The organism is Alkalinema sp. FACHB-956 (assembly GCF_014697025.1).
In the GTDB taxonomy this organism is placed as follows: domain Bacteria; phylum Cyanobacteriota; class Cyanobacteriia; order Leptolyngbyales; family Leptolyngbyaceae; genus Alkalinema.
The window spans coordinates 15,087-29,963 of record NZ_JACJRC010000015.1; the positions used below are offsets into that span (position 1 = coordinate 15,087).

Here is a 14,877-nt window from a genome sequence, read left to right on the forward strand (position 1 = left end):
GCAAAACTTATGCGACTCAGATGGATGTCCATTCGACTCATGATGCTGTTTCTAGTCGTAGGTGCTGGATCTGTGAATAGTCCGGCATTTGCACGCACTCAAGATACGGGCAGAGACCCGGTTGAGGCAGCAATTCGGGATCAGGTCAATGGCAGCAATGTCTACGTACCGAATACGGGCAATCAAATCAATGATTTCTTGGGAGATGTGCAAAACTTTGTGCAAAACGATTTACTGAGTCCGGTTAACAATTTAATTCAATCGACTCTGGGTGCGTTTCAGGTTCCAGATCTATCTCAGCTCTGGAGTCAAATTATGGGTGGTTCAGCCAGCCGCGATCCGGGTGCAGTTCTGTCTGAGACTTTAGAGAATAAGACTAATGGGCGCAGTTCTTATGGCATTCGCGAGGATCTGAGCAAATATGCTGCTAGAGCCACAGCTACAGGAGTAGCGGATCAGTCCACCTTGAGTCAGGCAGCACAAATCCAGATGGCTCAAGTACGGCAAGTAACGCAGCAGAACACGCAGGAAAGTGTGCGTTTGGGTGAGGAATCCCAGGGTTTGGACGTGACTCAACGGATTATGCAAAACCTTTCCCAACAGACTGCACTTAACAGTCAGGTGAATGAGCGGGTGCTGCAAGAGGCACAGCAAGCGCGGGTAGATCGGGCGATCGGCAATACATTGTCGGCTCAAACTGCCCGTGAACTATCAGCGATTACCACTGCCGATCGCCGCAAAAATATTTCCGCAGGTAATGCTGCCAGTCAGCAGGGTGGTTTGATGATGATGCCGGGTGGAGTGACGCTGGGTTCCGATCAATAGCCCAACTTGAAACAATCGTGATGTCTTTAATGGTTTGATTTGATGGCTAATGCTCATGATGCCCCTGATTGCTCAATCCTTTCCAACCATAGGCGGAGAATCCGATGCTCTGGACATTATCACCAGTTCGCTGGAATTGTCCCGTGCCACGGTGGAGTCCTGGAATACGGTCTGGCTAGTAACCCTAGACCCGCTTGCGTCTGGACTCTGGATTGGGCTGATCCAATTGGGCATTACGCTGGGAGCTGCCAGCATTCTGTTTATTGCGATGACTACGGGTAAAGACATTATCGATAAGCAGTCCTGGTCAGAGTTAGCCTCCATCTTCGTCTGGCCGTTGGTGATTATGATTTTTCTGGGTGCGAATGGCAATGTCCTGGCAGGTACGATCAAGTTTATCCGAGGCTTTTCTTACACGCAGGTACAGAATGTATTGCAACTTCAGGTGGGTGAACTGACTTTTCGGGATGCTATTTCCAATGTGACGATCACTGGCATTGCCAAACAACAGCTTGAAAGTCTTTACAGCGAATGTCAGGGTAAGGTTGGCACTGAACTGGTGGAATGCTGGAACTCAAAGCAAGAACAGGCACAAGCGATCGTAGCTGAAGCAGAGCGACAAGCGCGATCGCCCCTGGAGCCGTTACGTGCCTTTGGTCAGGCGTTGTGGAATGCATCATTGCCCGGTCAAATCAGCACAGCTGTGCGATTAACAACTGACCCTGGTAGCGTCTTTCGAGATACTGCAATTCCCATCATCCGGTTTATTCTCTATGCCTTGCAGTGGGGATTCGTCAATATTCTGGAAGCGGCACTGTTGCTAACGGCGCTGTTTGCACCGATTGCAATCGGACTCTCACTTTTACCGCTGCAAGGTCGTCCGATCTGGGCATGGCTAACTGGATTCATTACTCTGTTCGGGATTCAACTGGGTTACAACATTGTGGTCGGCTTAACCGCCGTTGTGCTGGTTAAGTCTGGAGCAGAACTGGTGTCGGATGTGGCATTTCTCTTTTTCCTCAGCATCTTTGCACCGGGACTGGCGGTTCTGGTCGCGGGTGGTGGTGGCTTTGCGCTTTACAACGGCATTTCATCCAATGTGAAAAGTTTGATTGACATTTTCAGTAATGCGATCGGTACAGTCACCAGCATTGCGCTGATACGACGGGGGTAGCTATGCAGATTAAACGACTTCAAGCTCCACTCTTACCAGAGGCAAAAAACCTGCTGGCAGTGTGCTTCATCTGCTTGACTGCCTTTAACAGTTTGATTTTTATATTGACCTTATTCACTGCCTTTCGAGTGAACCGTATTGCCGAAAGAAAGACAACCTTTGCTCAGTTGGTGAATGGTGAAACAATTTATGTCTCAGAGCAGGAGCGGAACTGGCGCTATCCATCGGTGATCCAGAAAGTCGTCAGTGATTGGACGACCTTAACCTTCAACTGGGATGAAAAGATTCCTGGCACGAATGAACCCGATCAGGGGATTCGAGTTGGTAATAACAAACGGATTCCGACCAATGCCTGGTTTGCTTCTTTACTGCTGGAATCGGAGTTTGCTAAAGCGTCTTTGCCCAAGGTTGCTGAATTGGTTCCTCCAGCGCTTTTTTCGGGGCAGATCCGTAGCACAACGATTATTTCCTACCTGTCGGAACCGCGAGAAATTCGACCTGGAGAATGGGAAGTGGATCTGGTGGCGACGCGAGTGTTGATCGATCGCACGACGGGTAAGGATGAGCGAATTCCTTTCAATCGCACATTTACGTTGCAAGCAGTGGAGGTGCCGAGATCGCCCCTCGGAGCCGATGCGCCTCTGGTAGAACGCAAAATCTACGAAATGCGTGCTGCGGGATTGCAAATCACCCGAATTGTCGAGTTTAACCCCCAGCAACAGCGGTAGTGCAGCGAGGATGATCATGACGAATGCGAACCGGCAGTTTGAATCCCATGAGTTTGATGAGGTGTCTGAGGCATTTTCCAACCCGACTCATCATTCAAACGGAAATGGCAAAACTTCTACAACATCAATTCAGCATGGCTTGGAAGCTGATGATGACCTGACTCCAGAGGAGGAACAGCAGCTAGCGGGTTTTAATCCTGCCACTCCGCAGCTAATTTCAGAAGAATATCGACTGAAGCAAGACCAAGAAAGTGCAGTAGAGCGTCCCCTAGCGGAACGTGCCAGCATTCGATTGGGTTCAGTGGTGGCAGTGGTTGGAACAGTGATGGGAGCCGGTGCTGTCTTGTGGTTTGGCTTCCTTCAACCCCGCCCACCAGCTCGACAAGTTACTCAGTCGCCCACCCCAACCCCGACAACGCCTCCAACGTTTGATGAGACGGCTGAACTGAAAAGCCGTCTAGCGTTCCAGGATCAGCAGCAACAACTCCAGCCTGAATCTGCTGCTAGACCTCAATCTCCAGCCCCATCCAGACCTGTGGCTTCGAGGTCAACGGCTCCAGCGCCGACTCCGGCTGCGGTATCTCCTCCTATCACAGCCTCTCGACCAGACCCAATGATTGTAAGATCACCTGTTACTCCACCAGAGAGGATTCAACCTATCGAAAGGGTCGATCCGTTTCAGCGTTGGGCACAACTGGCAAATGTTGGACAACTACGAGTGAGTCCCGGTGCTATGGAGCCTTCGAGAACAGCTTCTGGCGGCCTTGGTGATCAGTCTAATCCATCTCCATCAGCGACTCAGCAAAACCCGGTTATTCCCGTAGTCTCCATTGGTAGGGCGGAAACAGAATCATCTAGCCTGACAAGCAGTTCTGACATGGTTCCTAACCCCTTTGGGGTGGCTTCGCCTACAGAGTTGCGTTCCACGTTTAGTGCTGACATGACTTCTGGCATGATTGGCATTCTGAACCGTACTCCAGCGGGGCAGTTTGGCGAACAAACGGGCGGCTTCAGGGAAGTCGCGCTTGGAACGTTCACTAAAGCCAGGGTGATTATGCCGATGATTTGGGATGAGGGTAGCAATAATTCGACAGGTGGTACAGCATCTGCCCAAGAAAATCGCTTTGCCGTAGAGCTAATTGAGGATATGAAAGCCACCAATGGCACAGTGGCACTCCCTGCGGGTACGGTTTTGGTGATTCGTACCAGCGCTGTGGGGCGAGGTAATAATTTAGTGTCGGCAAGCGCGATCGCCGTTGTGTATCGCGATCGCATTGGTCAAATTCGTCAGCAAACCTTACCTCCCGATAGCCTTCAGATTCGGGGGCAAGACAATCGACCATTAATAGCCCAAAAGCTCAATGATGTGGGACCTGATATCGCTCGCCAAGACCTGTTGACAGGGTTACTCAGCAGCTTGGGTCGGGTGGGAACGATTATCAATCAACCGCGTACCCAATCCAGCACTACCACATCGGGAGGTAACTTTAATCAGAGTGTGATCACTTCGAGTGCTGAACCTCAGATTTGGGCGGCTGCACTGGAAGGCTTCTTCAATCCCATTGCTGAACAGCTATCTCGCCGCTCTGATCAAACGATGCAAGAACTCTTGCAACGACCCAATGTGCAGTTTGTTCCTGAAGGAACCGAAGTTTCTGTGGTGGTCAATAGCTTTTTGAGGGTAGACCGATGAGACGATTGCCCGCTCTGACCTTAGTCAGCACAGCATTATTGATTGGTTTGGTATCTCCTGGGCTGCCCGTTCAGGCACAAACATCAGCCTATCAGGTCGTCGATCGCAACAGAGCGACGACTAGTGCGGTTCAAGTTCAAGTTGCTCCTGGACGAGCAACGTCGATTAGTTTTAGCCAGACCGATGAAACGATCGCCTATATTCTGTTAGCAGATGCCTCCCAGGTAGTCTACAGCACGGATGCTGAGTTAGAGACTGGGCGGGCAAAGACTATTTTCTTGAGAGTGATTCAGCCGCTTCGCTTTCCAGGAGCAACCACTACGCCTGTAACCAACCTGATGGTGCAAACAGTAGATGCCAGAGGTCAGAATCGGCTCTACACGTTTGATATTGTTCACAGCAGCAACCCGCGTTATGTCGGCGTTCAGATTTTGCCCGCGATCGCCCGTCCACAGGCTTCTACCGCTGTTGGTAATTTTAACTTAACGCCCGACAATATCCGAACTGGGTTGAATATTGCTATCATGCGAGGCTACACAGCGATCGATGATCCTGTTGTTGCTAAAGTGCGCCAGCTTCTGGAACTGATGCAGACTGAAAATATGACAGCTTCGGAGGCAGCCCAATCAGTTGGGATTCCATTAGATGTACTTGCATCTTTGGCGAGGCTTGTTCGAGAAGCAAGGGGTTTATCCGTTTAGCAAGTCTCTACTAGTAGAATATTATGGGGAGCCTCTGCCAAAGCAGCTTCGTTAAATTTTAACGAAGTTTGCTGAGTATTTACACGGGGTGGGAAGTTTATATAGTAAGAACCCTAAAGACTAGGCGTATTATGTCTCCCCCCGACCAAGGTCAACTTGTTGATGTCCGGCAGCGCCGCTATGTGGTGACAGAAGTTCAGAAGACGGTGTTGCCGAGTAATCCGTTGATTCAGGGCATTCAATCTGCCCAGCACCTGATCACCCTGACCTCAGTTGAGGATGATGCCCTGGGGGAAGAGTTGCAGGTGATCTGGGAACTGGAGCCAGGGGTTCATGTCCATGAAAAGACAGAACTGCCTGAGCCGACAGGGTTCGATTCTCCTGAACGGCTCGATGCATTTTTGGATGCCGTGCGTTGGGGAGCCTCCTCTTCTGCGGATATTCGCAACATCCAGTCTCCCTTTCGGAGCGGTATTGATATTGAGGATTACCAGCTTGATCCGGTCGTGCGGGGAATTCAGATGCCTCGCGTCAACTTGTTGATTGCGGACGATGTGGGGCTAGGCAAAACGATCGAGGCTGGATTAGTCGCTCAAGAACTGATTTTGCGTCAACGGGTCAGGCGTATTTTGATTGTTTGCCCGTCTGCGTTGCAAATTCAGTGGCGAGATCAGATGCGCGATAAGTTTGGACTGGATTTCCGGATCGTTGACAGTACTCTGATGAAAGAGTTGCGGCGACGACGGGGCATTCACGTTAACCCCTGGACGCACTTTCCTCGTCTCATTACTTCCATCGACTTCCTGAAGCGAGATCGCCCCATCCGTTTATTTCGTGAGGTGTTGCCTGCGGAAGGAGAATCCATCTATCCCCGGCGATTTGATCTACTGATTGTGGATGAGGCGCATAATGTTGCCCCATCAGGGAGTGGTCATTATGCGATCGACTCCCTGCGAACGGCTGCTATTCGCTTGCTGGCTCCCCACTTTGAGCACAAACTGTTTCTGACTGCGACTCCCCACAATGGCTACCGGGAAAGCTTTACGGCTCTGCTAGAACTGCTGGATACACAACGATTTGCCAGGGGAGTGGAGCCAGACCGAAACCAGCTTCAGGTTGTCATGGTGCGGCGATTGAAGCGAGAGCTACCGCCCAAGTGGGATGGTACGCCCAGATTTCCAGAGCGGAAGCTTGCAGCCATTCCAGTTGATTATTCGGACATTGAACGTCGGGTTCACATTGCTTTACAGGAGTACACCAACTTACGCCGTAAAGCTGCCGCTGATGATCCCACTGAACTATACGCCACCGAGTTTGTTCTCAAGCTCCTGAAAAAACGTCTTTTTTCTTCCCCAGCCGCTTTCGCCACCACGTTGGAGCAACACCAAAAGTCGTTGCAATCTGCGAAACGCCGTTCGACGAGCCGGATTGCTAAACCGACTGTGGGTATTCTGCGACGGCAGGTTGAGCAAATTGAGGAAGAGTTTGCAGACGATGGCCTGTATGAGGAATCGACAGAGGATGCGATCGCCAATACTAGCCTGCTATTCCGAGAGGTGACACCGGAGGAGCAAGCACTGCTGCGAGGGATGCAAACCTGGGCAGATGTAGCGGTCAAACGAGCCGATTCCAAAGCAAAAGAACTATTGAACTGGATTAAGCAATACATCAAATCCGATGGACAGTGGTCGAATGAACGGGTTTTGATTTTTACAGAGTATCGGGCAACGCAGAAGTGGCTTTATGATTTGCTGGCAACGGAGGGACTGGTTGCAGGCGATTCCCCTTCGGGGACGCGATGCGAACGCTTGATGACGCTGTATGGTGGCATGGATTCCCAGGAGCGTGAGAAGGTGAAGGCGGCATTCCAGGCAAACCCTGAGCTTTCCCCGGTGCGGATTTTGCTGGCAACCGATGCCGCTTCTGAGGGGTTGGACTTACAGAACCACTGCTCTCGCCTGATTCACTATGAGATTCCCTGGAACCCGAACCGCATGGAGCAGCGGAATGGGCGGGTTGACCGTCACGGGCAGAAAGCGTCAGAAGTCTTGATCTATCACTTTGTGGGTAAGGGGTATCAGCACTCTGCGGTTGGAACTCGTCCTGGAGATCTGGAAGGGGATCTGGAGTTTTTGATGCGGGCAGCGTTGAAGGTGAATACGATTCGAGAAGACCTGGGCAAGGTGGGTCCGGTGATTGCGACTCAGGTTGAGGAAGCCATGTTAGGGCGGCGAACCACGCTGGATACCAGCCGAGCGGAACGGGAGTCGGAACCCGTGCGGCGGATGCTGAAGTTTGAGCGATCGGTGCGGGAGCAAATTGAAAAGCTCCGAGAGCAGTTAAGTGAAACTCGCCGCAATTTCCGACTTACCCCAGAGAACATCGAAGCTGTCGTTAACATTGGGCTGGAATTGGCAGAACAACCGCCGCTGATACCAATAGAGATAGAGGGGTTGAGGGGACAAGCCTATCATCTGCCTGCGTTCCGGGGAAGCTGGTCAGTCTGTACTGAAGGGCTGGCACATCCGCATACCCAGGAGATTCGCCCGGTTGTCTTTGACCCGGATCAATCGAATGGTAGGGATGATGTCGTACTAGTTCATCTTAACCATCGGCTGGTGCAAATGTGCTTGCGCTTACTGCGAGCAGAGGTTTGGTCACGGGAAGGGCGGAAGCGGCTGCATCGGGTCACGGCTCGATTAGTTCCTAGTTCGGCATTAGAGCATCCGGTGGTGATTGCTCACGGACGCTTGGTGATTTTAGGTGGCGATCAGCAACGGCTGCATGAGGAGGTGATTACAGCCGGGGGAATGCTCAAAGAGGGGCGATTCAGCCGACTCAATGTGGGACAGGTGCAGATGGCGATAGATGCGGCTCTGCCTGATCCGATTCCAGAGACAGTCCAGCAGCGACTCATGACGTTGTGGGAGGGACACAAAGAACCGCTGTTGCGATCGCTAGAAGCTCGGATGAGCGATCGCACCGCAGGCTTACAAAAAGCACTGCAAGACCGCTGTGATAAGGAGGTTGCCGATATTACGGCAATTTTGACGGAACTGCGTCAGAGCATTTTGAACGAACTGAAGCAACCAGAGGTCGAGCAACTTGAGCTATTTAACAATACGGAGCGGGAGCAGCTTGAGCGCAATCTCAAGAGCCTCGAAGCTAGATTAGAACAGATTCCCCAGGAGATTGAACAGGAGGCAGCCGCTATCCGAGCCAGGTTTAGAGATCCCACGCCCCGATTATTTCCACTGGCTGTTACGTATCTGGTGCCTCAAAAGCTTGTGTAACAAGTCGCCCATCTTTCCGACTGGAAGGAAATCACAGGAAGGTTTTTGCATGTCCACTGCACGTCACCACGCTGAATGGCTCTCTCTGGTTGAAGTATCGGGTCCGTTCCTGAGCTTACCTGTGCTGCTTCAGGTATTTCCGAACGGGCTGGAGGCGCATGAGCCGGAACAGATGCGGTTGCTGCGGCTTGCCCATGAGGAGTGGGAAGACAACCAGAAGAGCTTGCAGCCGGAGACTGCGATTCATCGCGCTTGGGTGGAGTTTGTGTTGCAAGAGACGCTGGGGTTGCCGGGTGAGGTGTTGTTATCGGGGCAGGCAATTCCAACCGGGTTGCAGGTGACGATCGCTGAGCATCAGGAAACATTGCGTCCCGATTGGGTGGTGGTGAATCCCCGTGATGCAGCAGAGGCGGGTAAGCCGAGGTTACTGGTGCAGGTGGTGCCTGCGGGACAGGATTTAGAAAAGGGGCTGAAGGGGTCTCGCTGGGCTGCCAGTCCTGCGACTCGGATGATGGAGTTACTACACGCCTGCAATGTGCGATTGGGACTGTTGACGAATGGCGAACACTGGATGCTAGTGAATGCGCCAAAGGGAGAAACGACGGGGTATATCTCCTGGTATGCGACGCTTTGGCAGGAAGAGCCGATTACCCTGAGAGCGTTTCGCAGTTTGTTGGGGGTCGATCGCTTCTTTCGGGTGGATGAACCGCAAACGCTGGAGGTGATGCTGGCGCAAAGTATCAATAGCCAGCAAGAAGTTACTGACCAGTTGGGCTATCAGGTAAGGAAGGCGGTTGACGTATTGGTGCAGTCGATCGACCGGATTGACCAGGATCGAAACCGATCGCTATTACAGGGCATTTCGGAAACTCGGTTGTATGAAGCGGCATTGACGGTAATGATGCGGCTGGTGTTTCTGTTCTCAGCCGAGGAACGCAAGCTGATTCCGCCCCATGAGAATGAGCTTTACAACACGCACTATGCGGTTTCGACGTTGCGATCGCGCTTGCGGGAGCAGGCGGATCAGTTTGGGGAGGAGGTGCTAGAGCGGCGACAGGATGCATGGTGTCGCTTGCTGGCAACGTTTCGGGCGGTGTATGCCGGGGTGGATCATGATGCGTTGTTTATTCCTGCCTATGGTGGGAGTCTGTTTGACCCCGATCGCTTTCCCTTTTTGGAGGGACGGCGGGAGGGCACTGATTGGAAATTGCAGACGGCAGACCCGATTCCTGTGAATAACCGCACGGTGTTGCACCTGTTGGAAGCGTTACAAATTCTTCAGGTGAAGGTGCCGGGGGGCGGTGGGGTGGAGCCGCGTAAGCTGTCATTCCGGGCATTGGATATTGAGCAGATTGGGCATGTCTATGAGGGCTTGCTCGATCACACAGCAGTCCGGGCGACAGAGCCGATTCTGGGATTGGTAGGGACAAAGGACAAGGAGCCGGAGATTTCACTGGCGGAGTTGGAGGTACAGGCGGCGAAAGGGGAAACTGCCCTGGTTGCATTCTTGAAGGAGCAAACGGGTAAGTCGCTGTCGGCATTGCAGAAGGCTGTAGCCACTCAAGCAAGACAATCGAGTGGAACAGGTGAAACACCTCAAGATCATCAAGCACGGCAGCGGTTACTGATTGCCTGCAATAACGATCGCGCCCTGTTGGATCGCATCTTACCGTTTGCCAAGCTGATTCGGTTCGATACATTGGACTACCCGGTGGTGATTCCGGCCGGGAGTGTGTATGTGACGGAGGGGGTCGATCGCCGTCAGACCGGGACGCACTACACGCCGCGCAATCTAACTGAGGAGATTGTGCAGTATACGCTGGAGCCGTTGGTGTATGAGGGGGTGGCAGAGGGAAAGCCAAAGGAAGCGTGGCGGTTGCGATCGCCTGCCGAACTCCTTCAATTGAAGATTTGTGATATGGCGATGGGCAGTGGGGCGTTTTTGGTGCAGACCTGTCGCTATTTGGCTGAGAAGCTGGTGGAAGCATGGCAGCAGATGGAGGCAGAGCATCCGGGACAGGTGGTGATTGCGCCGGAGGGTACGCTGTCGGCAGCATTGCCGGAGGAATGCCCGATTCCGAAGGATGCCGATGAGCGGTTAGTGGTGGCGCGGCGCATTGTGGCGGATCGCTGTCTTTACGGAGTCGATAAAAACCCGTTAGCCGTCGAGATGGCGAAGTTGTCGCTGTGGCTGATTACGCTGGCGAAGGGGCGACCGTTTACGTTTGTGGATCATGCGCTGAAGTGGGGCGATTCGCTGTTGGGAATTACCAAACCGGAGCAAATCGAGTTTTTGAAACTGAATCCGGAAAAGGAAGCGGTACAACTGAGAACGGTGTCCGATCGCTGGAAACCCTTTGTGCAACGAGCGATCGCCAAACGGCAAGAGCTAGAAAACTTTAGTGTGTCGGATATTGCCGATATTCAAAAGAAGGAGCAGCTAAACCGGGAGGCAGAAGCAGCGATCGCCCATGTGCGACATGTGGGTGATTTTTTGGTGGCGGAGGCATTGGCTCAGGCAGGCAAAACATCAGACCTGACGGATGAGGAAATTCAGGTGTTGGCGGAGGTGGTGATTGAGGCGTTGGATGAAGCCGATGCCGAGAAGCGAAACCGGGAGATTGCTGCGATTCTGGCAAAAACCGAACGCATGATGAATTTGGGCAATCCAGAGAACCAACCCCCTCGAAAACTGTTTCATTGGCTGCTGGAGTTCCCTGAAGTATTTTTACAGGAAGATGCACCGAAGGGATTTGCGGCGATAGTTGGCAACCCTCCCTTTCAAGGCGGGTCAAAAATTACAGGTGTGCTTGGTACAGATTACAGAGGTCTTTTAGTTGAAAATATTGCAAATCAAAAACGAGGTAACGCAGATTTATGTGCTTACTTCTTTCTCAGAGCAGAACAACTAACGAATAAGTTTGGAGGATTCGGCTTGGTTGCAACCAATACCATTGCTCAGGGTGATACTCGTGAAGTTGGATTAGATCAATTGGTTGCAAACGGTTGTGCTATTAATCGGGCTGTACCCAGCCGTCCTTGGATTGGAACTGCAAGTTTAGAAGTTGCTCATGTTTGGATTAGAAAAGATAAGTGGTTAGGAGAATTTATCCTTGACGAAGGGTTAGTAAGTGGAATCACGCCATTGTTGACAGCGCCTAGTAAGACTTTAGGTCATCCTCATAGATTAGTTAATAATCAAGAAAGCTCTTTTTTAGGTAGTAAATTAACTGGAATGGGTTTTATCCTCTTGCCAGATGAAGCGAAATTACTTATTCAGCGTAATCCTAAAAATAAAGAAGTTCTGTTTCCATATTTGAATGGCGAAGATATTAATTCACGTCCTGATCAATCGCCAAGCCGGTGGGTTATCAACTTTAAAGATTATCCTCTAGATGCAAATCATGACGATCTGAAAAACCCTAAAGGAGCACCTTACGCAGCGGATTATCCTGATTGTTTGGCTATTATTCAGGAAAAGGTAAAGCCTGAAAGAGATTTAAACAATCGGAAGGAACGCCGTGAGAAGTGGTGGCAATATGGGGAGAAAACACCTGCGCTTTATCGGGCAATCGAGAAGCGTAGTAGAATTTTTGTAATTCCTCGTGTTAGCAAGTTTCTCACTGTTTCTGCCTCTACTACAGATATAGTTGCCAGCGAGGCAACTGTTGTTATTGCCTCAGAGTTCTTTTCTACTTTCACACTTCTTCAATCAGATATTCATCAACTTTGGACAATTGCATTTCAAAGTAGCCTCGAAACACGAGGTAGGTACACACCTTCTGACTGCTTTGAAACCTTCCCCTTCCCCACACCCGATCCTTCAGACCTCAGCACTCAATTCCTAACCCTCAACACGATCGGTGAAATCTACTACACCCATCGTCAGGCAATCATGCGCGAGCGTCAGGAAGGACTCACCAAAACCTACAATCGCTTTCATGATGTCAATGAGAAAGCGAGTGATATTCAGAAATTGCGATCGTTGCATGTTGAGATGAACCAGGCAGTTGCCGCTGCCTACGGTTGGCAAGACCTCGACTTAGGGCACGGTTTTCATAAGACGAAACAGGGCATCCGCTTCACCATCAGCGAAACCGCTCGACGGGAAGTGCTCGATCGGCTGTTGGAGTTGAACCATCAGCGCTACGCCGAGGAAGTCGCCCAGGGTTTGCATGATAAGAAGAAGGCAAAAGGCAAGGGGCAGAAGGCAAAGGGCAAAACCACCCAAAAGCAAAAAGCCCCTGGAGACGACCTGCAGGATGAGCAAATCAGCCTGTTCTAGGCTAGTTTATAGCTGATACAATTGTGGCAATGCCAAAAACAAAAAATGCTTGCAGCTCCTGCAATATTGCGGTTTGTCAACTCAGGAGGTTTCAATGACAGCCCGACTTTTAGAAACACCTGTTAGTTTTGACCAATTTATTGAGTGGCTCCCAGAATCATCAGAACATCGCTACGAACTCCATCGGGGGGTCATCATTGAAATGCCAAAACCGAGAGGAAAACACTCCCAGGTTGCTGGATATATTGCTCTCAAAGTGGGGATTGAAATTGAGCGACTGGCACTACCCTACTTCATTCCCAAAGAATGCATTGTGCGCGCTGCTCCGCAGATACCGCAAGGGTCGCTCGATAAAGAATCAGGTTATGAACCCGATGTCATCGTTCTAGATGCACCCGCCCTCATGGATGAACCCCAGTGGGAAAGCGGCTCAATCCTGACGTTAGGGAAATCCATCAAAGTCATCGTAGAAGTCATTTCGACCAATTGGCGCGACGATTACTTCACAAAGCTAGGCGAATATGAAGCCCTTGGGATTCCAGAAGTCTGGCTGGTGGACTATGCTGCATTGGGCGGACGACGGTACATTGGCTCTCCCAAACAGCCCACCTTCACGGTTGGCTACCTAGTGGATGGAGAGTATGAGTTACAGCAGTTTCGATCGGGCGATCGCATCCTCTCGCCCACATTTCCAGAATTAAACTTGACGGTTGATCAGGTATTTGCCGCAGGAAGCTAGAAGATGCAGATGAGTGGCGACTAAATGGCTTGATCCAGCACTCGGATATCCAAAACCTCATTTCTCATCAACGGCTCAATTTGTGACTCAGAAACTGCTAAAACGGCGATCGTTTTCCCGACCGCGTTAAAAACCTCCAGGCTATAGCCGTCTTCCCCATTCGCGACAGGATGATGTTCCACGATCGTCGCCACATCTCCCCGGTGCAACTGATGCTTCGGAAAATCTTCCCGCAAAGCCACCCTCGTAAACAACTCAAATGCTATCACTCCGCCTCCTTATCTGGACATAAGGTAATAACCCTCGTTTGTTGTATTACGTACTCAATTATTTAAATAGTCATAACTGCCGACTTAACACCGTATTATCTTATTCCAAGCGAATACCTGTAACCTTTTCACGAAAAGAGACGAGATCAACGCTTACACCACAGACCTTGGCTAAACAAGCTCTTCTCGTCTCCTGCTTTTGGGCTTGTTGCAGCATCAAGCTTGTGACTAAAGCCGCTGCTCCAACCCCATAAGCTTGTTGTTCTTGAGACTTGTTATAACTACGCATTGTAAGAGCATTAACAAATACATAAAAGCTACTGGGCTTGTGTTTTAAAAAAATGTGAGATAGCTCCTCCATCAGAGTGGCATGAGTTCTCGTTTTTGCATGGGTAGGATTGAGGACAACAGCATGACCCCTTGGCAGATGTAAAGCCCCGCCAGACCAACTGTCAGAACCTGCACCCAGTATCTCGTGCAGCATATGTGATGGCAAACCTGCGACATCAAGAGGCGAAAAGATTTTCACATCCATTTCTTGAGCCAACTCATAAGGGTCTAGAGGGTCAAGCTCATCTAACCCCAACAAATCCCTCATCCGTTTTGCACGCCTCTCAATCCATGCCGTAAAATTGCTGCTCACGATCAATTCCTGTGCAACTAAAACAGCAAAACACTTATACTACCCAAATTGTGCCACTGTTGATAAAGTGTTTCTCACATGATACACCAGGGATAGCGCAGGAGAACTCTTCTGATCCCAGATCTAGTTATCATCCGAGTTTTGCTGTTCTGACTGCGCCAATTGCTCATACAGCAGACGAAACATTGTAGCTAGTGCCTCTGCTGTTTTGGGCGAAAGGCGTTTGTCGGCTCTCAAATGCACCTCAACAATTTCCGGTGTTGTAGGCTTAGGAGCATTTTCCTCAGAATCCTTGTCTTGTTCCTCCACAAGTAAAAAACTAACAGAAACATTCAGCCAATTTGCCAATTTAGAGAGTGTTTCAGCATCCGGCAGCGAAGAAGCTACGCCCCTCTCCAACCTTGAAAGCGTAGAGGAACTGACACCAGATTCCTGTGCCGCCGCCCTTAGTCCTATTTCTTTCTCCCGTCTCTTTGCCTTAACCAAACCACTAATGCGAGCTAAGGCGGCTTCATAAGTCATACAAA

At 50.7% G+C, this 14,877-nt stretch carries 11 protein-coding genes; 8 read left to right on the plus strand and 3 right to left on the minus strand.

Going from position 1 to position 14,877, the window contains the following annotated elements; genetic code table 11:
• Positions 1 to 9: 9 nt before the first annotated feature.
• From H6G21_RS15880 to H6G21_RS15915, 8 genes are all read left to right on the plus strand, one after another.
• Complete coding sequence (locus H6G21_RS15880; RefSeq protein WP_190574411.1) at positions 10 to 825, plus strand: hypothetical protein; 816 nt, start codon at positions 10 to 12, stop codon at positions 823 to 825.
• Positions 826 to 880: 55 nt separating this feature from the next.
• Entirely contained in the window at positions 881 to 1,999 is a 1,119-nt protein-coding gene (locus tag H6G21_RS15885) for a hypothetical protein (RefSeq protein WP_190574412.1), read from the plus strand.
• Positions 2,000 to 2,001: 2 nt separating this feature from the next.
• Positions 2,002 to 2,727, plus strand: a complete 726-nt coding sequence (locus H6G21_RS15890; protein ID WP_190574413.1) for a hypothetical protein — start codon at positions 2,002 to 2,004, stop codon at positions 2,725 to 2,727.
• A 16-nt stretch (positions 2,728 to 2,743) separates the two neighbouring features.
• Entirely contained in the window at positions 2,744 to 4,420 is a 1,677-nt protein-coding gene (locus tag H6G21_RS15895) for a TrbI/VirB10 family protein (protein WP_199307255.1), read from the plus strand.
• Complete coding sequence (locus H6G21_RS15900; RefSeq protein ID WP_190574415.1) at positions 4,417 to 5,121, plus strand: hypothetical protein; 705 nt, start codon at positions 4,417 to 4,419, stop codon at positions 5,119 to 5,121. The genes H6G21_RS15895 and H6G21_RS15900 overlap by 4 nt, the downstream gene beginning before the upstream one ends.
• Before the next feature lie 131 nt (positions 5,122 to 5,252).
• The gene (gene drmD / locus H6G21_RS15905; protein WP_190574416.1) at positions 5,253 to 8,414 is read left to right on the plus strand and encodes a DISARM system SNF2-like helicase DrmD; all 3,162 of its coding nucleotides are present in this window, start codon (positions 5,253 to 5,255) and stop codon (positions 8,412 to 8,414) included.
• A gap of 49 nt (positions 8,415 to 8,463) precedes the next feature.
• The gene (locus tag H6G21_RS15910; RefSeq protein ID WP_190574417.1) at positions 8,464 to 12,699 is read left to right on the plus strand and encodes a DNA methyltransferase; all 4,236 of its coding nucleotides are present in this window, start codon (positions 8,464 to 8,466) and stop codon (positions 12,697 to 12,699) included.
• 94 nt (positions 12,700 to 12,793) lie between these two features.
• Complete coding sequence (locus H6G21_RS15915; protein ID WP_190574418.1) at positions 12,794 to 13,438, plus strand: Uma2 family endonuclease; 645 nt, start codon at positions 12,794 to 12,796, stop codon at positions 13,436 to 13,438.
• Between the two features lie 20 nt (positions 13,439 to 13,458).
• On the opposite strand, the gene H6G21_RS15920 is transcribed toward H6G21_RS15915, so the two are convergent.
• From H6G21_RS15920 to H6G21_RS15930, 3 genes are all read right to left on the minus strand, one after another.
• Entirely contained in the window at positions 13,459 to 13,704 is a 246-nt protein-coding gene (locus H6G21_RS15920; RefSeq protein ID WP_190574489.1) for a DUF4926 domain-containing protein, read from the minus strand.
• 103 nt (positions 13,705 to 13,807) lie between these two features.
• On the minus strand, positions 13,808 to 14,350 hold the full coding sequence (locus H6G21_RS25725) for an ImmA/IrrE family metallo-endopeptidase (RefSeq protein ID WP_190574419.1): 543 nt from the start codon (positions 14,348 to 14,350) through the stop codon (positions 13,808 to 13,810).
• 123 nt (positions 14,351 to 14,473) lie between these two features.
• Complete coding sequence (locus H6G21_RS15930; RefSeq protein ID WP_190574420.1) at positions 14,474 to 14,872, minus strand: helix-turn-helix domain-containing protein; 399 nt, start codon at positions 14,870 to 14,872, stop codon at positions 14,474 to 14,476.
• Positions 14,873 to 14,877 lie beyond the last annotated feature (5 nt).

Excerpts from the sequence above, each read along its gene's own strand:
- H6G21_RS15895 (WP_199307255.1), top strand. The coding sequence starts at position 2,744 with ATGACGAATGCGAACCGGCAGTTTGAATCCCATGAGTTTGATGAGGTG.
- H6G21_RS15880 (WP_190574411.1), top strand. The coding sequence starts at position 10 with ATGCGACTCAGATGGATGTCCATTCGACTCATGATGCTGTTTCTAGTC.
- drmD (WP_190574416.1), top strand. The coding sequence starts at position 5,253 with ATGTCTCCCCCCGACCAAGGTCAACTTGTTGATGTCCGGCAGCGCCGC.
- H6G21_RS15930 (WP_190574420.1), bottom strand. The coding sequence starts at position 14,872 with ATGACTTATGAAGCCGCCTTAGCTCGCATTAGTGGTTTGGTTAAGGCA.
- H6G21_RS15910 (WP_190574417.1), top strand. The coding sequence starts at position 8,464 with ATGTCCACTGCACGTCACCACGCTGAATGGCTCTCTCTGGTTGAAGTA.
- H6G21_RS15915 (WP_190574418.1), top strand. The coding sequence starts at position 12,794 with ATGACAGCCCGACTTTTAGAAACACCTGTTAGTTTTGACCAATTTATT.
- H6G21_RS15890 (WP_190574413.1), top strand. The coding sequence starts at position 2,002 with ATGCAGATTAAACGACTTCAAGCTCCACTCTTACCAGAGGCAAAAAAC.
- H6G21_RS15885 (WP_190574412.1), top strand. The coding sequence starts at position 881 with ATGATGCCCCTGATTGCTCAATCCTTTCCAACCATAGGCGGAGAATCC.
- H6G21_RS15900 (WP_190574415.1), top strand. The coding sequence starts at position 4,417 with ATGAGACGATTGCCCGCTCTGACCTTAGTCAGCACAGCATTATTGATT.